Below are 25,029 nucleotides of genomic sequence, written 5' to 3'. Positions count from 1 at the left end.
CTTAGTCATTGTTGAACAAACAACACCAGAGGCTCCACTATGAAAACGATGTTACGCATGGCCTGTCTTGCCGCACCTGTGTTTTTCAGCGTGGCCCAGGCTGCCACCCTTGTACCCGGTAGTCTGACCATTGGCTCTGACCTGACGTATCCGCCGTATAACTTCCTCAAACAGGATAAACCAGCGGGCTTTGATGCCGAGTTTATTGACCTGATCGCCTCACCGATGAAACTCAAGCCGGTGGTGAAGGACACCCGTTTTGCCAGCCTGATCCTCGGTCTTAAAAGCAACAAATTCGACGTCGTGGCTTCCACGCTTTACGTCACGCCTGAACGGGCGCAGCAGGTGGATTTCCTGCCGTATATGAAGACCGGGGGTTCGCTGCTGGTGACCGCCAGCTCCAGTTTTGCTCCGCAGAAACCGGAAGATCTGTGCGGTAAGCGGGTAGCATCGATCAAAGGCGGAGCCTGGATCGCCCGGTTGAATAAGGTGTCTGTTGACTACTGTCAGCCTAAAGGGCTGGGGGCTATTTCGGTACGTGAATTCCCGACCTCGCCGGAAGCCACTCAGGCTTTGCTGTCAGCCGCGGTGGATGTGCAGTACGAAGATGCTGCCGTCGCCAAAGCCACCGTCGAAAAAACCGGTAACCGCCTGAAAATCTCTTCTCAGCAGATGATTTATCCCGTGGTGGTGGGGCTGGCGGTGAATAAAGACAATCCACAGCTGTTGAGCGCGCTGAAAGCCTCGTTTGCACAGAAGGTGAGCGACGGTAGCTATCGAGCGCTGTTGCAGAAATACAACCTGCAAATGCCGGATGCCGATGAAACCGCCAAAGCGCTGGCAGGCACGCTGTAACAAGGGTTAGCACTGGAGGAAGCATGCAATTTGACTGGCCTTACCTGATAAGTTTATTTCACTACGCAGACTTCTGGCGGGCCAGTTGGCTGGTGGTACAACTCAGTGTGCTGACCTGGTTAGGCGGAATCGTGCTGGGGCTGGGAGTCGCGCTGGCAAAACAGTCGCGCAATGCCGTGCTGCGTAACGCTGCTGCCTGTTACATCTGGCTGTTCCGCAGTTTGCCACTGTTGGTGCTGCTGATTTTTATCTTTAACCTGCCGCAAATTTTCCCGGCAACCAGCGGCGTGCTTTCTAACCCATTCGCCGCCGGTTTGCTGGCGTTGATTATCAGCGAAACCGCTTATATCGCTGAGATTCACCGTGGTGGCTTGCTGTCCGTGCAGCGTGGGCAGTTTGAAGCGGGCAGGGCGTTAGGACTCAACAACGCCCAGATCCGTTTGAGCATCATCATTCCCCAGGCATTACGCATCTCACTGCCAACGCTGGTGAACGAGTTTATCACCATCGTGAAGATGACCTCGTTGGTGTCGGTGATCTCGCTATCAGAAATTCTGATGGTGGGTGAGCGTCTGTATACCGACAACTTCAAGGTGATGGAAACGCTGCTGGCGGTGGCCTGTTACTACGTTCTGATTGTCACCCTGTTCGAACGGCTATTCGGCTGGCTGGAGCGTCGTTGGGATGTGCAGAATCGCACCCCGGCAGCTTTTGATGTCGCCCAGGCCAGAGCCCGTTTACCGGCTCCGCAGGTGCAGACACGTAAAAGCCATAGCGCGTCAGCCAAACCGATTCTGCAATTAACCGGCCTGAGCAAAGCCTTTAATGGCAAGACGGTGCTGCGGGATATCAACCTTAGCGTCCAGCCCGGCGAAGTGATCTCAATTATCGGTCCTTCAGGCTCCGGCAAAACTACCTTGATCCGCATGGTCAATGGTCTGGAGACGATGGACCAGGGCAGCGTGGAACTGCTGGGGCAAGAATTTATCCGTGCCGGTCAGCGTGAAAATGCCTTGCCTTATCGGGCGCAGATCACCCGACTTGGCATGGTATTCCAGGGCTTCAATCTGTTCCCGCACAAAACGGTGCTGGAGAACCTGATGTTGGCTCCGCGTCTGCACAACCTCGATAGCCGTGAAGATCTGCATCAACGCAGTCTGGCGATGCTGGATAAAGTCGGCATGTTGGAACATGCCACCAAATATCCGCATCAGTTATCCGGCGGCCAGCAGCAGCGAGTGGCGATTGCACGTACTCTGGTGATGAAACCGGCGGTGGTGTTATTTGATGAGCCGACCTCCGCGCTGGACCCGGAGCGCGTCAGCGAAGTGTTGCAGGTGATTGAAAAGCTGGCAGAGGAGGGGATTACCATGCTGATCGTCACCCATGAGATGAAGTTTGCTTTTGCCATTTCCGATCGCGTGGTGTTTATGGAGCAAGGGCGCATTGAAATTGACGCTTCACCGGCTGAGATTCGTCAAATGCGCGATCACCGCATCTTCCGTTTTATTGACGATATGGCCACGGCCTGAGGGCAAAGCATGAAAGGTTCTGCCGGAGAAACCCGTACCTTAACCATTGAAATTCCAGAACATCTTGATCTATCGGGTTTGCCTGCCTTTGAGCGGATTTCGATTTTGCTGCGAGAAAATATCATCAGCGGCAACCTGGTTGCGGGACAGGCATTGGCGGAGATCGAACTGGCAGCGTTATGCGATAGCTCACGTAACACGCTTCGCGAAGCGCTGCGCTTTTTACATGGCGAAGGGCTGGTGAATTATCACCAGAATCGCGGGGTGTTTGTTCGTCAGCTCGATAAGCGCGATGTGCGTGACATTTTCAAGGCGCGTCGGCATCTGGAAGTACTGGCGCTGACGGTCAACAGCCCGATCAGTGATTTTCACCTGGCGCGTATGGCGCAGCATCTGGATAACGCCGCCCAAGCTGCGGCGAACGAGGCGTGGCGCAGCGTCGGTACCCACAGTCTGCGTTTTCATCAAAGCATCGTGCAGATGCTGGGTTGTGCGCGTTTTAATGATTTTTTCAGCGTGCTGCTGGCGCAATTACGTCTGCTGTTTTGCAGCGGAGCCGGCGAACGTGACTTTCAGTTGCCGTGGATTGCGCGTGACCGCGAAATCCTGGCATTACTGAGCCAACAACAAAGTGAGGCGGCGTGTCGTGCGCTGATTGACTATCTCGATTACTCGGAGCGTCAACTGACCGCCACCTTTAGCCATCCTCTTTCTCAAGGAGAATCATACTGATGTCGAATTATCCTGCCGCTTATCAGAGCACATCCGGCTCTGCACTGGATGTTGATCGCGCGTTTTATCAGGCGCTGGCCGAAGGGCCACGCGAGTTGACCGCATCCCATTTGATCCCGATCCGTACGGGTTTTGCCTGGGAAGTCCCGGCCGGACATCTGTTCCGTATCACCACGCCAGAAGGCCCGCAGGTAGGGGATTTGAATATCTGGAACCGCCGCGATCCGCGTGAAAGAATGTGGGTTTCCCGCACACGCCAGCTACAACGGGCGCATCTTTCTACTTATGATCGTCTGTGGTCAAACTTGCCGTTTATCCGGCCTATGGCGACCATTACCGCAGATTCACTGGCGGATTATGGTATCGATAGCGACGGTGGGCGCGTGCATGATCTGCTGGGCACACGTTGCGATCCTTATGTTAACAAGCTGCTGACCGGTGAGGATTTTGATTTCCATTGTCATTCAAACCTGGTGCGTGCCGTGCAGCCGTGGGGGCTGACGGAATTTGATGTTCATGATGTGATGAACGTTTTCCAGTGCACTGGTCTGAATGATGATGACCAATATTTTATGAAAGCCTGTCCGGCGCAGAAAGGCGACTACCTTGAGTTCTTTGCCGAGATCGATCTGTTATGCGCGCTGTCAACCTGTCCGGGTGGCGATCTGTCATTGCCAATGTGGGGTGATGAAGCAGAGGATACGCTGAAAGTGTGCCGTCCGTTGGGGGTAGAAATCTATAAACCGCAGGAAGCGTTACTGACAAACTGGAAGCCATCAGAATCGCCGAATTATCGGGGTAATCATGGTATGCAGTTGAAGCCAGTGAGCTGGTAATTGCCACAAGCAAGAGCCAGCCGCGGGGGCTGGTTCTTAACATAATCTGAATTTCTGGTCTGGGGATAAAATCACGATCAATGGCGCATAATGTATATTATGTTAAATACGATATCCGGCTAACCCCGCAACGCCACCCCATCCCGTAACGGCGCGATTTATCGCGCAGGTTTTACGTCACCACTGCTGGATGATGCGCGATAAATCGCGCCGCTACGAAATAACCGGAACACACCTGGCAGCGCTACGCAAAATCTCCCGCCCAATCCCCCTGCGCTTCTCTCAGAATTCACGTAGCGATGCCTGATCTAAACCTTATATCTCATCACTTCCCTGATATTTTTCTGAACGGCAATGGAGACAACTCATCCTCATGCTATGTTTTCATGTCTCGACATAAACCAATGGAGAAAAATAATGAGGTCATCATTTCAATTCCTCCTGATGCCCCTTTTGGCTGTTACACGTATTGCCAGTCAGCCCAATGAGAATAATGATGGCAATATGGTTTCATCTATGAAGTTTATAAATAATGATCGTGGTAACAGCATGGTGTCTAATCAGGGCGTGGCTTCCTGCTCCACATCATATTCCGAATTTATTAAGTCTTTTGGTATGCCCCAGGATGTTTGCGAACAAAACATTAAAACCACCCAGGAATGGTTGTCGCGTAAAGAGTCAGCAAAAGTTGACGCAACGTCAGGCATCCTGAAAAAAGCCAATAAAATAGTAGAAAATGAGATAACGCAGCGCTGCGCCAGGTCAACAAAAAATGAAAGGGATATCTTAACCACCGCAATACGACATAAGACAATAGCCTGTGATACCTTACGTGAAATCATTAGCGAAATAAAAAACGTCAGACTCACCAACGTCAGGCTTCCTGACGGGGAAATTGTAAATGCCAGTCCGGACTTAAAAAGCATCTCATTCGAAAGATGTTTCAACACCGCAGGCGATGAAATTAATAATAAAATACTGGAATGCAGGAAATACCTTCAGACATTCAAAGCGAATAATAAGTATGGCGACCAGTCCATTGTAAAACAAAACAATGTTTTCATAAATAATATTATCGATGACCTTGATTTATTGGAGAATCTATTTCGACAAGTTGAAAGTAAGGAGGCGGATATCGTGAGCAATTTACAGAGGCATTGCAACAGTGAAAGATTTAGTCCCGTCTGGGATCAATTCGACGCTGCTACACTCACGCTTAACAAGCTAAATAAGGTTGTTACCCAACTGGAAGAGAATCTCCAGTCGTTAAACACCCTCGTCATCCCACCTCCTGGCCCAATACGGGCGTAATCCCCTCGCCCACTTCCGGCGCGATCAATCGCGCCGTTACCCATCAGTGCAATTACGCAGTAGCATCAAAAATCACATACAACTTACGCATTGGCGTCTCCATCACCCAGGTGCCCTGCGTGTTGGCTTCAAAGAAAAAGCTGTCGCCCGGTTTGAAGGTTAAAGTAGCCTCACCGTCTGGCGTAAAGCTGCCAATCCCTTCGAGGAAATGCATGACCTCCGCCTGTTTCACGCCACGACGATAGCTTCCCGCGGTGCAGGCAAAGATGCCGCAATCAATGTCTTCCTTACCAGCAATCACCGTCTGAATACCGGAAAGCTGAATGGCGGCAGTGCCGGGTAAACCCTCAACGCTGCCCCAATCTTCCAACTGTTTAATGGCCGCTGGCTGCGTTAATTTTTGCACTTTCATATAAAAAATTTCCTCATTTTCAACTTGTTAGGCTGAAGTCAGCTTAAACAATGCATGCGCGAAATGGCGGCAGTTTTCACGCGCCAGAAGAAACTTTTGGGTGTAAATCCGCAGGGGTTTAGCAGAAACTTTTGTCAGGCGACAAAAAAGTCATAGCCGTCAAGCTATGACTTTATCAATGGCGTTTACAGCGAAGAGATTACGTCAGTGCGCAGGTTAATGATGTGCTTACGAATTGAGGCGAGGCTTTTTTCCCGGTCGCCTTCACGCATGGCATTCAACAGATCAAGGTGCTCAGCGTGATTTTCCTGCTGCCGGTGCAACGGGCTGTGCAGACGAAACAGACGCACGTTCACCCGCAATCCCTTCAATACCTGCGCCAGCACCAGATTGCCGCTGGCTTCGGCAATGGTGTTATGCAGCTTTTCATCGAAGCGCCAGTAAAGATGCTCCTGCTCAGTTTCGCTGGCGATCAACTCCTGCAACTCTTTAATCAGGTTGTCGAGGGTGGCGGCACTGATTTTGTCCAGCGCCTTACCCACCGCCTCTGCCTCCAGCACCTCACGCAGCGCCATAGTATCCAGATACTCTTTGATATCGATGGTGCGCACGGTATAAGAACGGGCACCGCGGCGTTCCAGCAGATTTTCACCTGCCAGGCGCACCAGTGCCTCACGCATCGGCGTGCGGGATACCTGTAACTCTTCCGCCAGGCGCGACTCCAGCATTTCACTGCTGCCGGGGATCTTACGCTCCAGAATTAACTCTTTCAGCAATGCATAAACCTGTTCAGACAGACTGGCTGATTTCATATACAACGGCTTCGCAGCCATAATCGCAGCAAGAGTATGATCCTGATAGTCGGTCATCTTTATGCAGTTTCCAGGAGTAAAATTGGGTGTGAGTTTACCGGATTATCCTCTCACAGGGAAAGGCACCGCGCAGGGCAGAAACGCCCCACTGCCCGCTCTGCCGTGATATTGCCCTTCTGACCAGACTTTTTCACCGCGCGAAAGCGTGAGGGCGGGCCACGCCTGCACCCGTTTGCCTTCATACGGAGTGTGATCAGCATTGGTATGCAAATCATTGTTAGTAATGGTTTTATCGAGATCGGTATCCCAGATAACCAGGTCCGCATCTGAACCCACCGCGATGCTGCCTTTCTGCGGATAAAGTCCGTAGAGTTTTGCCGGTGCGGTGGCGGTCAAATCGACAAAACGCTGTGCCGAGATACGGTTTTGCAATACGCCTTCACTCATCAACAGCGGCATACGCGTTTCCAGCCCGGCAATACCGTTCGGCACCAGGTCGAAAGAGGCATTGTCGCCGTGTAATTTCTTGCCGCGAGGATCATCAAAATTAAACGGGCAATGATCCGAGGAAAAAATAGTGAAGGTGCCGTTGGCTAAGGCATTCCATACCGCATTCTGACTATCGGTATCCCGCGGTGGCGGGCTACAAATGCATTTCGCGCCGTGGAAACTGTCATCAATACCGAGATCTTCAGCGGTCAGAAACAAATATTGCGGGCAGGTTTCGGAGAAAATATTGATGCCCTGACCCCGCGCCCAGTAAATCTGTTCTATGGCGGCGCGGCTTGATACATGAACTAACAGAATTGGCACATCAACCAACTCCGCCAGAGAAATAGCGCGGTGCGTCGCTTCGCGCTCACCAATGGGCGAATGCGCCAGCGCATGATAACGCGGTGCAGTTTTCCCCTGTTTTTTCAGGCGTTCCGTCAGCCAACTGATGCAATCATCATTCTCTGCGTGAATCATCGAAATCGCACCCGCCTCGCGTGCGGCTTCCAGCACATTGAGGATGTGATGATCGGTCAGTTTTAACGCGTCATACGTCATATAAATCTTGAACGAGGTATAACCCTGCGCAATCACTTCCGGGATCTCGTCAATCACCGCCTGGCTGGCATCGGTAATAATGACGTGGAACGCATAATCGATACTGGCTTTGCCTTCCGCCCGTTGATGATAATCGGCGATCGCCTGCTTCAGGCTCTGCCCCTTAAACTGCATGGCGAACGGAATGATGGTGGTGGTACCGCCACAGGCTGCTGAACGGGTACCGCTGATAAAGTCATCGGCCCCCACCGAGCCATCGGTGGAAGGTTGGTCGAGATGGCAATGGGCATCGACACCCCCAGGCGTCACCATGCGGCCTTCAGCATCAATCACCTGCTGTGCCTGCGCGGCATCCAGCTCAGCCGCGATCACGCTGATGCGGCCATTATGGATACCAATATCACCCCGATAGCGATCGGATGCCGTCACGATATCGGCATTTTTCACAATCAGATCAAAGGATTTCATGGCTGCGTCTCCCTGGTGTAAGCGCTGGACACTTCTTTAAAGCTCGGCTGTGCCGGTTCACTGGTGTGGGTGGCACTCTGGTAGGCTTTGGCGTAATGACGTTCGATCTTGCGCTGAATAAAGTCCCACAAGGTGGTGAGGAGCAGGTAATAGGTGGCGGCAACCATAAATAGCTCCAACACCATGAACTGTTCCTGCATCAGGATTTGCGTACGACGTAACAACTCCTCCACGGAAATCACCGAGGCAATCGAGGTGGTTTTCAGTAACCCGTTAAAACTGTTCCCCAAAGAGGGCAGAATTAAGCGCATGGTTTGCGGGAAAATCACATAGCGCGCCACATTCAGATGGTTAAAACCAAGCGCTTTGGCAGCATTGATTTGCCCTTTCGGCAACGCCTGCACTCCACCGCGAATGATCTCCGCCAGGTAAGCGGCTTCATTCAATACCAGGCCCATCACCACCGCCTCAATCACGCCAAAGCGGATACCGATTTGTGGCAGGCCGGTATAGATAATAATCAGCTGCACCAGTAACGGCGTGCCGCGAAAAACCCAGATATAAGCCCGTGCGATCTGATTAATCCAGGACCAGGGCGAGAGCCGGGCAAAGGCCAGTAATATTCCCAGTACCAGCCCGCCAGCCATACCCGCCAGGGTTAACAGGACGGTGTTCACCGCCCCCATGAAAATGAAATAGTTGGTGAGATAATGGAAGTACCCTTCCCAGCTCCAGCCCTGAATCATAATGAAATTTCCTTCGCTTAAGAGTTAGGACCCTGAACACTAAAGGTTCCGGTGATCATCTTCGCGCCATACTTATTAAACAGCGCAGGTAAGCTGCCATCGGCATTCATCTGGTTCAGCACTTTGGCGGTGGCGTCAGCCAGATGGGCATCTTTAAAGGCGATGGCCACCGGCGTGGGTTCGAGGCCAGAGAGCACCTGTTTGAACATGCCTTTGTGCTGATAATCGGCTGCGACTGCATCGATACTGATCACCGCGCTCACCTGTTGTGCACGCAATGCCTGGAACGCCACGGTAAAGTTATCAAAGGTATGGATATCTACCGGTTTCAGGCCTTTCGCTTCCAGTTCTTTGCTGATCTTACGGATGGTAGTCTCTTCAAAGCCGCCGATTTCTACCCCGACGCTTTTACCTGCCAGATCTTCAACCTTCTGGATCTTGCCGCTATCGGCGGGTGCCACCGAAACGCTGATGGCCTGGCTTTCATACGGGATCATGTACATCATTTTGGCGCGCGCCGGGGTGAAGAAAATGCCGGTGTTGATCATGTCCCAGCGGCCACCCTGCAAACCGGGCACCATTGCGGAGAATTCGATGCGGGTATAGTCAGGTTTCAGGCACAGGCGCCTGGCAATCTCCTCGCCCAGCTCAATACGCATTCCTTTTAATTGTCCTTCACCGTCAACATATTGCAGTGGCGGCAGTGTCGGGTTGGTGGACATTTTTAACTCACCCGCGGTCACCAGCGTTGCGCCCTGCACCGGGGTACAGGCGGCAAAACTGGTCTGTGCAAACAGGCTACCGGTCAGAAGAGACGCAGCCGCAATCAGGGTTAATTTCGCGTTCATTTACATTCTCCGAATAAGTAACAATCAGGCCGGTTATCAGTGCTTGAAGCTGTTCAGCACGTTGAGTTTTTCTAATTCATGTCGCAGCACCTGTTCCAGGTTGCTGGCAAGCGGCAGACGTGGAGCGCGCGGGATCCCCACCTCCAGTCCCATCATCGCCAGACCCGCTTTGCTGGCGGCCACGTAATGTGGCCCGCCAACGGCACGCACCACGGGCAGAATTTTGTGGTACAGCGCCAGCGCTTCATTGCGGTCAAGACGATCGCACGCGGCTTCAAACATCTGTGCGCATTGCGCCGGTAACAGGTTGGACGCCACCGCCACCCAGCCACAGGCACCCAGCCAGAAAGATTCGTAACCCAGAATGCCCGCGAAAACGTTCATGCGATCGCCGCACAGTTCGATGATGTCGCGTACACGCGTCACCTCAAGGGTGGATTCCTTGATGTAGCTGACGGTGTCGATTTCCGATAAACGCGCCACGGTTTTCGGCAGCAGATCGACATTGGCGGTGGCCGGGTTGTTGTAAATCATGATCGGAATCGAGATGGCCTCACCCACTGCACGATAATGGGCAAACAACTCGTCTTCGTTCGGGCAGCTATAAAACGGCGGGATAATCATCACGCCATCCGCGCCCATCGCTTCGGCTTCTTTACTCAATTCAACGCATTCCGGCGTCCATTCTGCGCCAGTACCCATCAACACCGGCACACGCCCTCTGGCGGTGCGAATCACCGTTTCGGTGACCAGTTGTCGTTCCTCACGCGTCATGGATAAAAATTCACCGGTACTGCCCAGCGGGATAAGCCCATGAATTCCTTGTTCAATTTGCCAATCGACTAATTTTTCCAGGGCTGGCACGTCAATTGCTAAACCATCCTGAGTAAAGGGGGTAATCAACACCGTATAAGTACCGCGAAACGCTGCCATATTGAGTTCCTTAAGAAAATACTTGATGCATACCGTTTGTATACCGTATACATACTGTATACACAAGCGTTGCTGGATCACAAGCGTTATGGAACTCAAATCACCAAATATCACTCCTGCGGGCGACCGCCTGACCATCTGGTTTGATGGCAAAGCCGTACCGGCGCTGCCTGACGAAACCATTGCTGCTGCCCTTGCGCGGCAAAATATTGTGGCAATCCGCGAGGAAACACCGGGCGAAAAACGCGGCTTATGGTGTGGCATGGGGGCGTGCTACGAATGCGTGGTGCAGGTGGATGGCAAAGGATCGCAACGCAGTTGCATGACGTTAGTGCAGGACGGTATGCAGGTGCACAGCCAGCGCGCCGACCAACCCCCGGCCATTCCTCTGACATCGGTGCCAGACAACATCGCACCGGAAACACGCGAGTACGATTTGCTGGTGCTGGGTGCCGGACCCGCCGGACTTTCAGCCGCCCGCGTCGCGGCCAGTGCGGGTGCAACGGTGCTGGTGATTGATGAGCGACCACAAAGCGGCGGCCAGTTTTTTAAACCGCTGGCCCCTTCTCATACCTTGCACGGCAAAGCGCCGCAGCAGTGGCGTGATGGCGAGCAGTTATTGTCAGCAACCCTGGCAGCCGGGGTTGAGATCCTGCAACAGGCCACGGTCTGGGCCGCCTTCTCCGCACAGGAGATCGGGGTTATCTGGCGTGACACGTCATTATTGATTCGCCCGAAGCAATTGATTATCGCTACCGGTGCGTATGAACGCCCGGTGCCCTTTCCCGGCTGGACTTTGCCTGGGGTGATGACCACCGGCGCAGGCCAGACGCTGGCAAAAGCTTATCGGGTGATCCCCGGCGAAAAAGTGGTGGTAAGTGGCAACGGGCCGCTGAATCTCCAGTTTGCCGCTGAACTGGTTGCCAGCGAAGGTCAGGTGGTTGAGGTGCTGGAACGCGCAGCAAAACCCGGCATCCGCTTGCTGCGCCAGATCCTCACCATGACCAAAGTAGCCCCTGAGTTGTTGCTCAAGGGCCAGTACTATCTCTCCATCCTGAAGAAAAACCGCGTGCCGGTAAGCTGGGGTTATGAAGTGGTTGCCGCACACGGGCAGGATCGCCTCGAACGCATTACCGTAATGCGGGTGGATGCAGCCGGACAACGCATTCCTGGCTCCAGTCGCGAAATCCCGTGCGATGTGCTGTGCCTGGGACACGGTTTTATTCCCTCCACCGATTTAGCGCGTTCGCTGGGTTGTGAACAGCAACTCGCCAGCACACCTTTCAGCACCCCGACGATCAAAACCGACGCCGAGGGCGCAACCAGCGTGACCGGCGTGTACGTTGTCGGTGATGGCGCACGGCTGGGTGGCGCGCAGATTGCCCAGGCTCGCGGTCAGCTGGCCGGTTATCGCGCACTCAGCGCGCTGGGGAAAACGGCGAGCGGCATCGATACGCATAAGTTGAAAAAACAGGTTGCCCGTGCCGAATCATTCCAGCAGGCATTGTGGCAGGTGTACCAGGCACCGCCGGTCACCCTGCAAGCGCAACCCGATGAGACGGTGATTTGCCGTTGTGAAAATATCACCCTTGGCCGCTTGCGCAGCGCGATCCGTCAGGGTATCGACACACCCGCCGCGCTGAAACGTAACCTGCGCGTCGGGATGGGATTATGCCAGGGGCGCACCTGCGCCGGGATGGTGGCGCAACTGGTGAGCGAAATGACCGGGCGTCACCACCACACCGCCGGGTTTTATGCCCCGCGCTTCCCGGTTCGTCCGGTGCCGATCGCCGCGCTGACGTTTGAGAAACAGGAATGGGGCGGCCACAAACCGGCTATCACCCCTAACCTGGCGCGCCCGGTCGAAAATTCACCGATAGCGCCGCAAAAAACGGATGTGCTGGTGATCGGCGGCGGCGTCATGGGCAATTGTCTTGGCTATTACCTTGCCGCTGGCGGCGCGGATACCCTGGTGGTGGAGCGCGACGACATCAATTTACAGGCTTCCGGCGCCAACGCGGGCAGCCTGCATGTCCAGCTGCTGTCGTTTGATTTTGGTGCCAAAGCCGAGCAAGGCGGTGGTCCCGCTGCGCAAACGCTACCACTTGGGCCGCTCTCGGTGCGGCTGTGGCAGGAACTGGAAGCGGCGAGCGGTGAGTCGCTGGAGATCAAAATCACCGGTGGTCTGATGGTGGCGGAAACCGCGCAGGAGATGCGTTTTCTTGAGCAGAAGATCGCGCTGGAACGCCGCTTTGGCATCGACGCGACGCTGCTGGATGCCAGTGAACTGGCACGGCTTTCCCCTCACCTTTCCCCGCAGCTGATCGGCGCTGAATTCTGCCCAATGGAGGGCAAAATCAACCCACTGCGCGCCACTTATGTGGTGAACAAACTGGCGCGTGCCCAGGGGGCACGCTTTCAGCGCGGCACCGATGTGACAGCGATTGAACGCATGTCACATGGCGGGTATCGGGTACAGACCAGCCGTGGCGTGATTGAAGCCCAACGGGTGATTAACGCAGCCGGTGCCTGGGCGGCCAAAGTGGGTGAAATGGTCGGCATCAATGTGCCGGTGAAAGGCGCACCGCTGCAAATGATCGTCACCGAACGTGCCGTGCCGCTGGTCGATCATCTGATTGCCCACGCCGGGCGTCACCTCAGCCTGAAGCAAACCGCCCACGGCAGTTTATTAATTGGCGGCGGCTGGAGCGCGCAATTTAACCCGGCGATGCGCCTGAATCAGCCGTGTCGCGAAAGTATCGAAGGCAATTTATGGGTCGCCAATCGCGTCCTGCCTGCCTTAAGTGGCCTGCATATGGTACGTAGCTGGGCCGGGATGAATATCAATATTGATGGCGCGCCGATCATTGGCGACGTCCCCGGCCTGCCCGGTTTTTACAACGCCGTCACTTCTAATGGTTACACCCTGTCGCCAGTGGTGGCCCACAGTCTGGCGCAGCTCATTTTGCGCGGCAGCAGCGACATCGATCTGTCGCCTTTCCACCTTTCCCGTTTCGATAATCACAGGACCGCAGTCAATGAGTAAACAACGTGTCGCCACATGGATTGAAAGTCACTTCTCCCAACAGGTTGAGATGTTAAAACGTCTGGTGCAGACGCCTTCCGACAACCCACCGGGCGATTGCACCCCACATGCGCTGGTCACCGCGCAGCTACTGCGCGACGTTGGACTGGAGGTTGAAACCTTTACCGTGCCAGATGAGGTGGTACTGGCAGCCGGGATGCGCAGCGCCACTAACCTGATCGTGCGCCATCGTTTCGGACCGGGGCCGACGGTCGCGCTGAATGCGCACGGCGATGTCGTGCCGCCGGGCGGCGGCTGGAGCAAAGATCCTTACGGTGCGGAAATTGAAAATGGCTGGCTGTATGGACGCGGTGCGGCGGTGTCTAAATCGGATATCACCACCTACACCTATGCCTTGCTGGCGTTGATCCACAGCGGGGCGGCGTTAAACGGCACCATCGAACTGCACATCACATACGATGAGGAGACGGGCGGCGCCACCGGTCCCGGCTGGCTGCTGGAGAATGGCATCAGTAAACCCGATTACGCGGTGTGCGCCGCGCTGAGCTACTTTGTCGTTACCGCACATAATGGGTGTTTGCATCTGGAAATTGCCGTGCAGGGCAAATCCGCCCATGCCGCCTTCCCGTCCAGCGGCTGTGACGCCATTGAAGCCGGTAACCGTTTAATGACCGCGTTGTATCGCTATCGCGACACGCTGGCGGAAAAACATTCTGCGGTAGCGGGTATCGATTCCCCCACGCTGGTGATTGGCCTGGTTGAGGGCGGCATCAACACCAACGTGGTGTCGGATAACCTGGTGATCCGCCTCGATCGTCGCATTATCCCGGAAGAGCAGCCGGAAGCGGTTGAAGCGGAGTTGCTGGCGTTGATTCGGGATGTTGAACAACAGCTCAGCGGTATCACCTGTGATGTGAAACGTATTTTGCTGGCGCGTCCGTTCACCTCATCGCCTGCCAGTATCGAACTGGCGAACATTTTCAGCCAGCAGGCCGAAGCTATCCTGCAAGAACCTATCCCGTTAGTGGGTCTGCCGCTGTATACCGATGCCCGTCTGTATAGTGCCGCCGGTATTCCCACCATTATGTACGGGGCCGGGCCGCGCAGTTTCCTTGAGGCCAACGGACATCGCGCCGATGAGCGCGTACACCTGGATGATTTACATCGTGCCACGCAGATTGTGGCGAATAGCCTGTTAACCCTTTTGCAGGAGAAATCTGCATGATCGCCATTAATAATCTGTCGAAATATTATGGTCAGTTGCCGGTGTTAAAAAATTGCACCCTCAATATCAAAAAAGGCGAAGTGGTGGTGATTTGCGGCCCGTCTGGTTCCGGTAAATCGACCTTAATTAAATGCATCAATGCGCTGGAACCGTTTCAGCGCGGCGAAATCAATGTTGATGGGATGATGTTAAGTGATAAAAAAACCAATCTCACCAGCCTGCGTCAGCAAGTCGGTATGGTGTTTCAGTCGTTCGAGCTGTTTCCACATATGACGGTGCTGGATAATTTGCTGGTGCCGCAGATGCGGATTTTGAAACGCCAGCGCGCGGAGGCGTTAAATAAGGCCCAGGAATTATTGCAACGCGTCGGACTGGAGCGGCACGGCCACAAATACCCGGCGCAGCTCTCGGGCGGTCAGCAGCAGCGTGTGGCAATTGCCCGCGCGCTGGCGATGAACCCTAAAGTGATGCTGTTTGATGAGCCAACCTCAGCGCTGGACCCGGAAATGGTCGCCGAAGTGCTGGCGGTGATGGCGGAACTGGCGGCGGAAGGCATGACCATGTGTTGTGTCACCCACGAACTGGGCTTTGCGCGTAAAATTGCCGATCGCGTTATCTTTATGGACGGCGGCGAAATTATTGAAGATGCTGAGGCAGAAACCTTCTTCACCGCACCGGTATCACCCCGGGCGAGGAACTTCCTCGATCAAATCATCCAACATTAAATAGCACAAGGATCAGCATGAAAGTACGCCACTTGCAGGAAAACTCGGTACGTTACTTCCTTGAAGTGGTGCGCTCCGGCTCACTCAGCCTGGCGGCTCAGAAACTGAATGTCGCCGCTTCGGCGATCAGTCGCCAGATTAGCGGGCTGGAGGATCGGCTGGGCGAAACGCTGTTTGAACGTCGCAAGGAAGGGATGATCCCCACCGCTGCCGGTGAACTGCTGGCGGCGTGGGCGATCCGCACGCAACTGGAAAGTGAAAAAGTGCTGCACGAGCTGGCGGAACTCAATGGATTACGGAAAGGCGAGGTGCGTATCGACAGCTCCGCCGGTTTCAGCGTCGATTTTTTGCCGATGATGATCGCCTCCTTTCGCCGCCACTATCCCGATATCCATTTTCGCCTGCATGTTACCCACGCCGAAGAGGTGGTGCGGCGATTACGCGAGGGGGAAAGCGATCTCGGGCTGACCTTCAGCCAGATCCCGGAAGAGAATATTCACGTTGCCTGGCGTTTGCAGTCACGGCTGGTGGCGGTGATGCCACCGGACCATGTGCTGGCGAAACGCAGCGGCCTGCAATTGTCGCAGCTCAGTGGCTATCCGCTGGGTTTGCCGGAACGGCCGATCATGTTGCGCCGCCTGTTTGACGCTTGCTGTAGCCGCCAGGGCATCACCATCTCCCCGGTGTTTGTCACCAACTCCATCAGCGCCCTGCTGGCTTTTGTGCGTTATGAGCAAGGCATGGTGGTGGCCTCCGAAATGACTGTGCGGGAATATATTCGTACCCATAATTTGTGTGCCGTACCGCTGGTGGGTCAGGATCTGCACGGCATCAATATCGAACTAAATACCCTCGCGGGACGCAGTATGCCGAAAGCGGTAACCGCGTTTATCGATCATTTTATTCGCGAAATGGACGCCTTTCCGTTTATTTCCGCCGTCACATCATAACCGCCACTTATTAAAAATCGCGCTGAGGGGCTGATTTTGCCCCTTCAGGATAACCATGACTTATCATGGCGTTATCTTTGCCTTTTTGATATCGCTGGCGTGAAAAAGTTGAAATGGTGATAACCCTGAACGCATGGCAGGATGAATTTGCGTTGCGAAATTCAATTCACCGGTTATTAAGGAACAGCCATGCGAGATTCATCGTTCTACCGGCACTGGGTGGTTATTTTGCTGTATATCGCCTGGTGTATCGCTTTTATTGATCGCGTTGTCTTGAGTATGGGCGCACCGGCGCTCACCGCTGAGATGCATCTCAGCCCGTCTGAGCTGGGTTTGGTGTTAAGTGTGTTCTATTTTGGCTTCTGGCTGATGCAACTGCCGGGCGGCTGGCTGGCCGATCGCTACGGTGCCAAGATGGTGGTGATTATGGCGATTGGCTTCTGGTCGCTGTTCACCCTGCTGACCGGACTGGCCTGGTCACTGGCCTCGCTGCTGGTGATTCGCCTGCTGTTTGGTCTGGGCGAAGGTGCCTTTCCTTCTGCGGCGATCAAAAACGCGGCGGAAAACTACACCACGGAACAAAAACCGAAAATCACCTCGCTGCTGGTCTCGTCAAATTACATCGGCAGCATGATCGCCCCGCTACTGATTGCCCCACTGCTGCTGCATTTTCACTGGCGTCACACCTTTATGCTGATTGGGATTTTGGGCCTGGCGTTTGTCCTGATATACAGTCTGACGGTGCGTAACACCCCGGCCAGTGACAGTCAGCAACGTAGCCGCATCAACCTGGGTGACGTCAAAAGCGTCATGAAACATCCGCTGTTGTGGAAGATTGCTGCGGTGTGGTTTGGCCTCAGCCTGATCAACAAAGGCCTCGACTCCTGGATGCCGGTGTATCTGATGACGGAACGCCATCTTGACCTCAAAGCCGTCGGCGTATTGTTGCCGATCCCCTATCTGATGGCCGGTATCGCCACTGCCATCGGCGGTTGGGTGATGGTGAAATTCTTCAATGGCCGCGAAAACCTGATGTTGCTGTTCAGCGCGTTATTTACCGCCATTGCCATCGGCTGCATGTACCGGGCGGAAACCCTCACCGGGGTGATTATCGCCCAGGCGTTTACCTACTTCTTTAAATCCTTTGTGCTGGCGATCGCCGTCGCGCTTCCGACCAAAATTCTGGCGCCGCGCATGGTGGGTTCGGGCATCGGGGTGATCAACTTTGGCGGCCAGGCGGCTGGATTTATCGCCCCACTGGCGATCGGCCTGATGGTGCAACATTTCAGCTTCGGGTCGGCATTTCTGTTCCTGATGGGCGCAGCGCTGTTCTCAACCCTGATGAGCCTGACCATCCGCACCGAGAAAACAAGCACCCAGGCAATTATGCCGACTCCGTAACGGCGCGATAAATCGCGCGGGTTTAATTGATAAAGGATCTGACGATGGAAACGTTATGTGATCTCCCGGCGAGCGAAGCCCGTCGGTTAATTGGGGAAAAAAGCATTGCCCCAAGTGAATTACTGGAAAGCTGCATCAACCGTATTGAAGAGGTCAACCCCGCGGTTAACGCGATGGTCGCCTGTGATTTCGCCGCCGCGCGTGCCACGGCACAGGCGCAGGACAAGGCGGTACTGCGCGGCGAACCGCTTGGCCCGCTGCACGGTTTACCGCTCGGCGTCAAAGATATGATTGATGTGGCCGGCCTGCCTACCACCTTTGGCAGCGTGGCGAAGCGCCATAACCTCGCACCCCAGGATGAGCGTCTGGTGGCAGTGCTGCGTGCCGCCGGTGCCAACGTGGTGGGTAAAACCAACGTACCAGAATGGGGTGCAGGCGGTAACTCGCGCAACGCGGTGTATGGCACCACCGGCAACCCGTTCGATACCACCCGTTCAGCGGCAGGATCGTCTGGCGGTTCGGCGGCTGCGCTGGCCTGCGGCATGGTGTCGCTGGCGACCGGTTCCGACACCGGCGGTTCGCTGCGTAACCCGGCGGCGTTTAATGGCGTGGTGGGATTTCGCCCCACGGCAGGTTTGATTCCGGCAGAAAAACGCGGCTGTGCCTGGCTGCAAATCTCCACCCTTGGCCCGATGGGACGCACGGTAGCGGATGCCGCGCTGATGTTAAGCGTGATGCAGGGCGAGGATGCGCGCGATCCGCTCTCCCATGTGGTGCCGGGGCGTCAGCTACGCCAGCCACAGGAGTTTTTCCCGCTACCCACAACCGATTTGTCGTCGCTGCGCCTTGCCTGGAGTAGCGATTTTGGTTTCGCGCCTACTGAGCAAGGCGTTGCTGACAGCTTCCGTCAGAAGATGACGCATATCGCCCCACTGTTCGCCAGTGCCGAGCAAGCGACGCCCGATTGTCACGGCGCAAATGAAGCCTTTGAGACGCTGCGCTCGCTGCTGTTTCTCACCGGCACGCGGGAGCTATATCAGCAGAATCCCCAACTGGTGGGGGAAAATGTTCGGATGAACATTGAGGAAGGCTTGCGCTACAGCGCGCTGGATATTTCCCGTGGGCTGGATCTGCAAACCCAGTTGTATCGTCGTTGGGAAGCCTTCTTCCACGACTATGATTATATGGTGTCACCGGCGGTGACCATCAGCCCGCGTCCGTGGACCGAACTTTACCCGCGAGAAATCAACGGCCAGCCGACGCGCACCTATTATCACTGGCTGGCGTTGGCCTATGTCACCTCGCTGGCGGGGCTGCCTTCCCTCTCCTTACCCGTTGGCAAGGATGCACTGGGAATGCCGTTTGGTTTACAGATTATCGGCAAGCGCGGTGATGACAGCGGTGTACTCCGCGTGGCGCAGGCGCTGGAACAGAAGTTTAAGCACGATTCGCAGTTGGCGCGGCCAGTGCCGGACCTTGACGCACTGCGTCAGGCGCGCCCCATCGCCAGCATGGCGGATTTTTATCTCCCTTTAGGCCAGTAAACGAGGATCGTATGAATTTACCTTTTTCCAAAGTGCGTCTGGTCGGTGACCAGGTGTGGTTATCCGGCGTGATCGGTTTTGAAGAAGATGGCACGCTGGCGGCGGAAGTCAGCCGTCAGACCGACCGCGTCATGTCAACTATCGAAGCCACGCTGCAAGAACAGGGTTGCACGCTGGCGGATATCTTCTCCTGCACCGTTTATTTAACTGACGCGGACTTGTTTGCACCCTTTAACCTGGCTTATGCCAAATGGTTTAGCGATCCATTGCCGGTGCGAACCACGGTACTGGCTGGATTAGTGTTGCAGGAGGCGCTGCTGGAAATTACCGTGGTGGCACAGAAACCCAAAACGGAGTGAAGCGATGGCACATGATGTGTTAGTGCTGGGCGCGGGAATGGTCGGCGTCAGTTGCGCCCTCCACCTGCAACAGCGCGGCTACGATGTGGCGCTGCTGGACCGGCGCGAACCCGGCGAGGAAACCTCTTACGGTAACGCGGGGATCATCCAGCGGGAGGCGGTGCATCCTTACGCCTTCCCGCGTGATATCAAGACGCTACTTAGCGTGGCAGGCAACCGTCGGCTGGATGTACGCTATCATCCGCGTGCCATTCCGGCGCTGGCGTCACCGCTGCTGCGCTACTATGCTCGCTCAGCACCCCGCGCTTATGCCCCGATTGCGGCGGCTTACGCCTCGTTGATTGCGTTGTCGATCGACACCCATGAAGCCCTGCTCGATGCGGCTAATGCCCGCCATCTGTTAGGCGAACGTGGCTGGCTGATGCTGTTTCGCAGCGATAAACAGCGTGATGCGGCCTTTGTTGAGGCTGATAACCTGCTGGCGCTGGGGGTGAATCATCGCAAACTGGATGCAGCCCAACTGCGCGCCACCGAGCCAGCGCTGCGGGCTGAACTGAGTGGTGCGGTGTACTGGAGCGATCCCCTGACGGTGCGCGATCCGGGCGCGTTGGTAAAAGCCTATGCCGCCTTGTTATTTGCTCGTGGCGCAGCCTGGCATCAGGGCAACGCGCAGACGTTGCGTCAGACAACTGAGGGTGGCTGGCAGGTTGATAATCAGCATGGTGAAGCGGTGAAAGCGCGTCAGGTGGTGGTGGCTCTCGGTCCCTGGAGTCCACAGCTTACCGGTGATTTCGGTTACCGTCCGCCGCTGTTTGTGAAGCGCGGCTACCATCAACATTTCCAGCCGGTCGCTGGCGCTACGCCACGTCACTGGATGCTGGATGAAGAGCGCGGCTATCTGGTGGCCCCGATGGCACGCGGGTTGCGTATCACCACCGGGGCGGAACTGGCGCATATTGATGCCCCCGCCACCCCTCATCAGCTCAGAGCGGTGGAACAGGTGGCGCGGCAGTTGTTGCCGCTGGGAGAGGCGGTCGAAGCGGAACCCTGGAAAGGTGCCCGTCCCTGCATGCCGGATATGAAACCGGTAATTGGCGCAGTTCCGGGACAACGCGGCATGTGGTGCGCCTTTGGTCATGGACATCAGGGATTTACCCTCGGCCCGGCCACCGGGATGCTGCTGGCAGAGATGATGCACGGTGAACGCAGCAGCATTGCGATGGAGCCGTTTAGCCCGGCCAGACGCTTCTGAATCCGTCGCGGCGCGATTTAACACTTCACCACTTCCGTCGCGGCGCGATTTATCGCGCGGTTTTTTCTGGCAGCGCGCTCAGAATCGCGCCGCTACCGGGGGGATGGCTTTCAATAACTCCCGCAGAATATTCCTGACCCCGGCCACCGCCGGGTCCCTCAGGCTGTCAGTTCGCCAGGATAACTCGATCGGATAATCGGGTAAGGCAATTGGACAGTGAACCAGCCGCAAATCAAACATCATCGCCATAGCCTGAGCGGCATGGCTGGGTAACGTCACAATCGAGCGCGAACCTTTGATCAGATAAGGCACCGCCGAAAAGTGGGTCGCCGCCGCTTCAACCGTGCGTTTCAGGCCCAGCTCAGCCAACACTTCATCAACGATCCCCACCACGCCCCCCGAAGAGATCAGAATATGTTGCAGTTGGGTGTAGTCACTCAGCGTCAATTCACCCGTTGGCGGTGCAAAGTCCAGTACACAGGCGTAACCATTGACCCCGACCAACTCTTTACTCAACGCCGCCGAGTTGCCACTGCCAGAAGTCACGGCCAAATCGACCATCCGGTTCATCAACATCCCGGCAGCGATGCGGCTGTGAATTTGTCGGAAGATCAGCCGCAGTCCGGGATACGCCTCTGCCACACGGTTGATCAACTGGCGTGCCAGCGCGATTTCATAATCGTCGGACCAGCCTAACACCAGGGTTCTGCCCTCGAATTCCGCCTGTTCCCGCTGCGCCAGCGCCAGACTCTGACGACAGCGATTTAACGCTTCACTGACAATGGGTTTTAATTCCTCCGCACGACGGCTCGGGCGTAAGCCGCGTCCCGTGCGTTCAAACATAGGGTCACCATAAATTTTCCGCAACCGGCCCAGCGCGGCACTGACGGCCGACTGGGTGATGCCAAGACGCAGCGCAGCACGGCTGGCGCTGCCCTCTTCATACAACGCTTCGAAAACTTTAAACAAATTCAGGTCAAGCGACTCGATATTAATTGTATTCATATCTGATAGTCATTTTTGAGGATTGATTCATAGCACTATACCAAGGTATACCTTGGCTTCAACTCCCCGCTCACAGGTAAATTGCCATGACATCCTCAACCGTGGCGGTGCTACAAATTGGCTCCGCACCTGAAGGTAAAGCGCAGACGTTAGAGAAGATTCTGTCTTATGAACAACAAATTACTGCCAGCCAGGCGCGCCTGGTGGTGATGCCCGAAGCCCTGCTTGGCGGCTATCCGAAAGGTGAAACCTTTGGCACCCAATTGGGCTATCGTCTGCCACAGGGACGTGAAACCTGGGCAGAATATTTTGCCAACGCCATTGATGTGCCGGGTAAAGAAACGGAGGCGCTGGCCGCACTGGCACACCGCACCCAGGCCGCACTGGTGATTGGTGTGATTGAACGTGAAGGCAGCACCCTGTATTGCAGCGCGTTATTTTTCGAACCGGAAAATGGTCTGGTGGCAAAACATCGCAAGCTGATGCCAACCGGAACCGAACGCCTGATTTGGGGCCAGGGCGATGGTTCTACGCTGCCGGTGGTGGATACTCAGGCCGGACGTATCGGTGCCGCCATCTGCTGGGAAAACCATATGCCGTTGCTGCGTACCGCCATGTATGCCAAAGGGGTAGAAATCTGGTGCGCGCCCACGGTAGATGAACGTGATGTATGGCAGGCATCAATGCGGCATATCGCCCACGAAGGTCGCTGTTTTGTGTTAAGCGCCTGCCAGTTGCAACCCTCGCCAGCCGAATTGGGTATAGAGATCCCCGGCTGGGACAGCCAGCGCCCGCTGATTCAGGGGGGAAGTGTGATTATCGGTCCACTTGGGGATGTGCTGGCAGGACCGTTGCGCGGCAGCGAAGGATTACTCACGGCCCAAATCGACACCGATGAACTGATTCGCGCCCGCTATGATTTTGACGTGGTCGGACATTATGCCCGCCCGGATGTGTTCTCGTTGGCGGTTGACCAAAAACCCAAAAAAACCGTCACTTTTCAATAAATCACCGTAGCGGCGCGATTTATCGCGCAGATTCTGTGCGCGATGCCGGAAAAAGATCGCGCGATAAATCTCGCCGCTACAATGGGGAATTATTCCATGTATGTGCCAATACGGCGGTTAACCTCGGCACGCAGATGCAATAACTTCTGCGCATCGGCCGGCCACGCTTTGAAGGTAATACGCATCCCCATCACGTCATCAACCAACGCCTCAACGGCCGCACGACCTTGCAACGCTTCCAGACATTGCAGGGCGCGCAAGTCCTGCATCGCTTCCAGCAGCACCTTAAGGCGAATCGAAGGCAGCGGCGTGAAGTCTTTGCCGGGATAAACAAGGAATGGATCACCCGCCGGGAATGCCTGCAAACCATCGGTAACGGCAAAAGGATCGATTGCCTCACGCGACAATTCGCTGTTGTAGAAGTTAAAGCCCCAGTGCAGAAACCCTTCAATCCGGTATAGCCAAAGCTGCACCCCGAGGATACGGTTACGCAGCGACGGTTGCGCCATAAAACGGTTAGCCACATCGAGATACTGGGCGCAGCAATAATACGTCCACAGCCCTGGCACCTGATTTTCCAGGAATGGCTCCAGATGGTCAGAGGCGGTGACCGGTTTTTCCACCAAGCCAAGGCGATAAAAGTCATAATCGGACAAGGCATCCAGCGTACGGTAGCCGGGAATTAACGGCCGCAGCAGATCGCTGGCTTTACGGTAATTTTCCAGATGTTGATCGGTCGGTTCATCGGAAATATGGAACCACACCCGATCACGCAGACCCTGCTCATCAAACCACGCCGTCAGTTGTGGTAAGAAGGCGCTCAGGAATTGCCGCCACTGCTCACCAAAGGCATCGGTATGCCAGCCAAAACGTGGCTCACGGCTGCCATCCGGCAGTTGTACCGCAATATGCGGCGCATGCGCCGCTCCCCATTGGGTAAAAAAGTGGGCGATCTCAAAATCGCGGATGCCCTCGGTACGGCATAAATCTACCCAGCGGGCCAGCCGTTCAAAGCCAAAGCGATAGCCACCCTGCCCGTCATCAAAGACGTCAATCAGTTGCACCTCAGTACGTACCGTCCCTGGCGCGGTATCGAGCGGTGGCGTAAACAGCGGCGTCAACATCATATTGACGCCATGCGCCATGGCACTTTGCACAAATTTGCGCACCGCCTGCCAGTACTCCTCGCTGAACACCGTCAGTTGATAATAATTCGCCAGGCAATCGGTATGAATCCATTCGGTATGGTAAAGCTGTTGTGCAGGCAGAGTGGCAGGTAACACCGTCACCACCAGTGCCGCTTCACTCATCACGCTGTTCTCGGCTTCTTCATAGAAGCGCAGCGTTATTGTATGTTCGCCAGGCGGTAAACCTTCCGGCGGCGGTGTCAGGCACAGCCACAACGCGCCCTGATAATTGCAGGTGATTTGCATGGTCGGGCCGGTCAACGGCATCAGCAGATCGGGAAACAGACCTGGCTCCGTGGTCAAATAATGGTCATCCACGGTGTTGTAGCAGGGTAAATGTCCCGGCACAGACGTGACCTGATACACCTGCAACCACGGTGCTAACTCCCCTTCAACCGACCAATGCAAGGTGCGTCGCGTTTTGCGCTCGGTGGAAGGTAGAAAATATTGCGCCTGAAATGAGAGTGTCTCATTGGCGAGAATGCTGGTTGTTGCCAGTTGCTTTACGTCGGCAATTGTTTTTTGGTGAAACATTTTTTCCAGCGACGAAGTCAGCCGCAGATGTAACGTCATGGTTCATCCCTTACAGTGTCAGAAATTTTGCAATTTAATAACACGCAAACAGACAAGAAAAAATAGAAAAAAAAGGTAATAAGAAAATAAGATGACGCAGCTCGCAAAACATAATATTTTCCTGCCAATAGCGAAAGCAGCGCGAAAATAAAGGCGTCAGCCTGGTTTTAATTACAATTATCAACCTCCGGTAAAACCTCTTAACAGCGTCAAAAAAAAG

At 55.1% G+C, this 25,029-nt stretch carries 22 protein-coding genes; 14 read left to right on the top strand and 8 right to left on the bottom strand.

Features of this window, described 5'->3' with window-relative positions; translation table 11 throughout:
* The first annotated feature begins 39 nt into the window (after positions 1 to 39).
* From AC6I8T_RS10120 to AC6I8T_RS10100, 5 genes are all read left to right on the top strand, one after another.
* Entirely contained in the window at positions 40 to 855 is an 816-nt protein-coding gene (locus tag AC6I8T_RS10120; RefSeq protein ID WP_208725468.1) for an ABC transporter substrate-binding protein, read from the top strand.
* Positions 856 to 878: 23 nt separating this feature from the next.
* Positions 879 to 2,387 (top strand): amino acid ABC transporter permease/ATP-binding protein, encoded by a 1,509-nt coding sequence (locus tag AC6I8T_RS10115; protein WP_021183241.1) that lies wholly within the window; start codon positions 879 to 881, stop codon positions 2,385 to 2,387.
* A 9-nt stretch (positions 2,388 to 2,396) separates the two neighbouring features.
* Complete coding sequence (locus tag AC6I8T_RS10110) at positions 2,397 to 3,119, top strand: GntR family transcriptional regulator (RefSeq protein WP_021183242.1); 723 nt, start codon at positions 2,397 to 2,399, stop codon at positions 3,117 to 3,119.
* Positions 3,119 to 3,955: an urea carboxylase-associated family protein gene (locus AC6I8T_RS10105; protein ID WP_208725466.1), complete on the top strand. Its 837-nt coding sequence runs from the start codon at positions 3,119 to 3,121 to the stop codon at positions 3,953 to 3,955. The genes AC6I8T_RS10110 and AC6I8T_RS10105 overlap by 1 nt, the downstream gene beginning before the upstream one ends.
* 417 nt (positions 3,956 to 4,372) lie before the next feature.
* On the top strand, positions 4,373 to 5,266 hold the full coding sequence (locus AC6I8T_RS10100) for a hypothetical protein (protein ID WP_497833782.1): 894 nt from the start codon (positions 4,373 to 4,375) through the stop codon (positions 5,264 to 5,266).
* Positions 5,267 to 5,318: 52 nt separating this feature from the next.
* On the opposite strand, the gene AC6I8T_RS10095 is transcribed toward AC6I8T_RS10100, so the two are convergent.
* The 6 genes from AC6I8T_RS10095 to AC6I8T_RS10070 form a co-directional block, all read right to left on the bottom strand.
* Entirely contained in the window at positions 5,319 to 5,678 is a 360-nt protein-coding gene (locus AC6I8T_RS10095) for a cupin domain-containing protein (protein ID WP_208725464.1), read from the bottom strand.
* Between the two features lie 185 nt (positions 5,679 to 5,863).
* Complete coding sequence (locus tag AC6I8T_RS10090) at positions 5,864 to 6,547, bottom strand: GntR family transcriptional regulator (RefSeq protein WP_021183246.1); 684 nt, start codon at positions 6,545 to 6,547, stop codon at positions 5,864 to 5,866.
* A 45-nt stretch (positions 6,548 to 6,592) separates the two neighbouring features.
* Complete coding sequence (hydA, locus tag AC6I8T_RS10085; protein WP_497833781.1) at positions 6,593 to 8,008, bottom strand: dihydropyrimidinase; 1,416 nt, start codon at positions 8,006 to 8,008, stop codon at positions 6,593 to 6,595.
* On the bottom strand, positions 8,005 to 8,754 hold the full coding sequence (locus tag AC6I8T_RS10080) for an amino acid ABC transporter permease (protein WP_021183248.1): 750 nt from the start codon (positions 8,752 to 8,754) through the stop codon (positions 8,005 to 8,007). The genes hydA and AC6I8T_RS10080 overlap by 4 nt, the downstream gene beginning before the upstream one ends.
* 17 nt (positions 8,755 to 8,771) lie before the next feature.
* Positions 8,772 to 9,602 (bottom strand): ABC transporter substrate-binding protein, encoded by an 831-nt coding sequence (locus AC6I8T_RS10075; RefSeq protein ID WP_208725462.1) that lies wholly within the window; start codon positions 9,600 to 9,602, stop codon positions 8,772 to 8,774.
* 36 nt (positions 9,603 to 9,638) lie between these two features.
* Positions 9,639 to 10,535: a dihydrodipicolinate synthase family protein gene (locus AC6I8T_RS10070; protein ID WP_021183250.1), complete on the bottom strand. Its 897-nt coding sequence runs from the start codon at positions 10,533 to 10,535 to the stop codon at positions 9,639 to 9,641.
* 88 nt (positions 10,536 to 10,623) lie between these two features.
* On the opposite strand from AC6I8T_RS10070, the gene AC6I8T_RS10065 reads away from it, so the two are divergent.
* The 8 genes from AC6I8T_RS10065 (at position 10,624) to AC6I8T_RS10030 (ending at position 21,037) form a co-directional block, all read left to right on the top strand.
* The gene (locus AC6I8T_RS10065) at positions 10,624 to 13,581 is read left to right on the top strand and encodes an FAD-dependent oxidoreductase (protein WP_208725461.1); all 2,958 of its coding nucleotides are present in this window, start codon (positions 10,624 to 10,626) and stop codon (positions 13,579 to 13,581) included.
* A complete protein-coding gene (locus AC6I8T_RS10060) occupies positions 13,574 to 14,806 on the top strand; it encodes a M20/M25/M40 family metallo-hydrolase (protein ID WP_497833780.1) in 1,233 nt (410 codons plus the stop codon). The genes AC6I8T_RS10065 and AC6I8T_RS10060 overlap by 8 nt, the downstream gene beginning before the upstream one ends.
* Positions 14,803 to 15,531 carry an amino acid ABC transporter ATP-binding protein gene (locus tag AC6I8T_RS10055; protein WP_021183253.1) on the top strand — a complete coding sequence of 243 codons (729 nt, stop codon included), beginning with the start codon at positions 14,803 to 14,805 and terminating at the stop codon, positions 15,529 to 15,531. The genes AC6I8T_RS10060 and AC6I8T_RS10055 overlap by 4 nt, the downstream gene beginning before the upstream one ends.
* Before the next feature lie 17 nt (positions 15,532 to 15,548).
* Positions 15,549 to 16,481: a LysR family transcriptional regulator gene (locus AC6I8T_RS10050; RefSeq protein WP_208725459.1), complete on the top strand. Its 933-nt coding sequence runs from the start codon at positions 15,549 to 15,551 to the stop codon at positions 16,479 to 16,481.
* A gap of 189 nt (positions 16,482 to 16,670) precedes the next feature.
* Entirely contained in the window at positions 16,671 to 17,882 is a 1,212-nt protein-coding gene (locus tag AC6I8T_RS10045; RefSeq protein WP_208725458.1) for an MFS transporter, read from the top strand.
* 44 nt (positions 17,883 to 17,926) lie between these two features.
* Positions 17,927 to 19,426 (top strand): amidase, encoded by a 1,500-nt coding sequence (locus AC6I8T_RS10040; RefSeq protein ID WP_497833779.1) that lies wholly within the window; start codon positions 17,927 to 17,929, stop codon positions 19,424 to 19,426.
* A gap of 11 nt (positions 19,427 to 19,437) precedes the next feature.
* On the top strand, positions 19,438 to 19,785 hold the full coding sequence (locus tag AC6I8T_RS10035) for a RidA family protein (protein WP_021183257.1): 348 nt from the start codon (positions 19,438 to 19,440) through the stop codon (positions 19,783 to 19,785).
* A 4-nt stretch (positions 19,786 to 19,789) separates the two neighbouring features.
* On the top strand, positions 19,790 to 21,037 hold the full coding sequence (locus AC6I8T_RS10030) for an NAD(P)/FAD-dependent oxidoreductase (protein WP_208725456.1): 1,248 nt from the start codon (positions 19,790 to 19,792) through the stop codon (positions 21,035 to 21,037).
* A 78-nt stretch (positions 21,038 to 21,115) separates the two neighbouring features.
* Here the strand turns inward: AC6I8T_RS10030 and AC6I8T_RS10025 are convergent, their stop codons facing one another.
* Complete coding sequence (locus tag AC6I8T_RS10025) at positions 21,116 to 22,042, bottom strand: LysR family transcriptional regulator (protein ID WP_208725455.1); 927 nt, start codon at positions 22,040 to 22,042, stop codon at positions 21,116 to 21,118.
* 86 nt (positions 22,043 to 22,128) lie between these two features.
* Here AC6I8T_RS10025 and AC6I8T_RS10020 point away from each other — a divergent pair, with 86 nt between their 5' ends.
* Complete coding sequence (locus tag AC6I8T_RS10020; protein WP_208725454.1) at positions 22,129 to 23,049, top strand: carbon-nitrogen hydrolase family protein; 921 nt, start codon at positions 22,129 to 22,131, stop codon at positions 23,047 to 23,049.
* Positions 23,050 to 23,138: 89 nt separating this feature from the next.
* Here the strand turns inward: AC6I8T_RS10020 and AC6I8T_RS10015 are convergent, their stop codons facing one another.
* The gene (locus AC6I8T_RS10015; RefSeq protein WP_497833778.1) at positions 23,139 to 24,809 is read right to left on the bottom strand and encodes a DUF4091 domain-containing protein; all 1,671 of its coding nucleotides are present in this window, start codon (positions 24,807 to 24,809) and stop codon (positions 23,139 to 23,141) included.
* Positions 24,810 to 25,029 lie beyond the last annotated feature (220 nt).

It is taken from the genome of Pantoea sp. X-Soil-OKNW-556, assembly GCF_059730695.1.
Note: the sequence above shows the minus strand (reverse complement) of the source record. Positions and strands in the feature narration are given on the sequence as shown.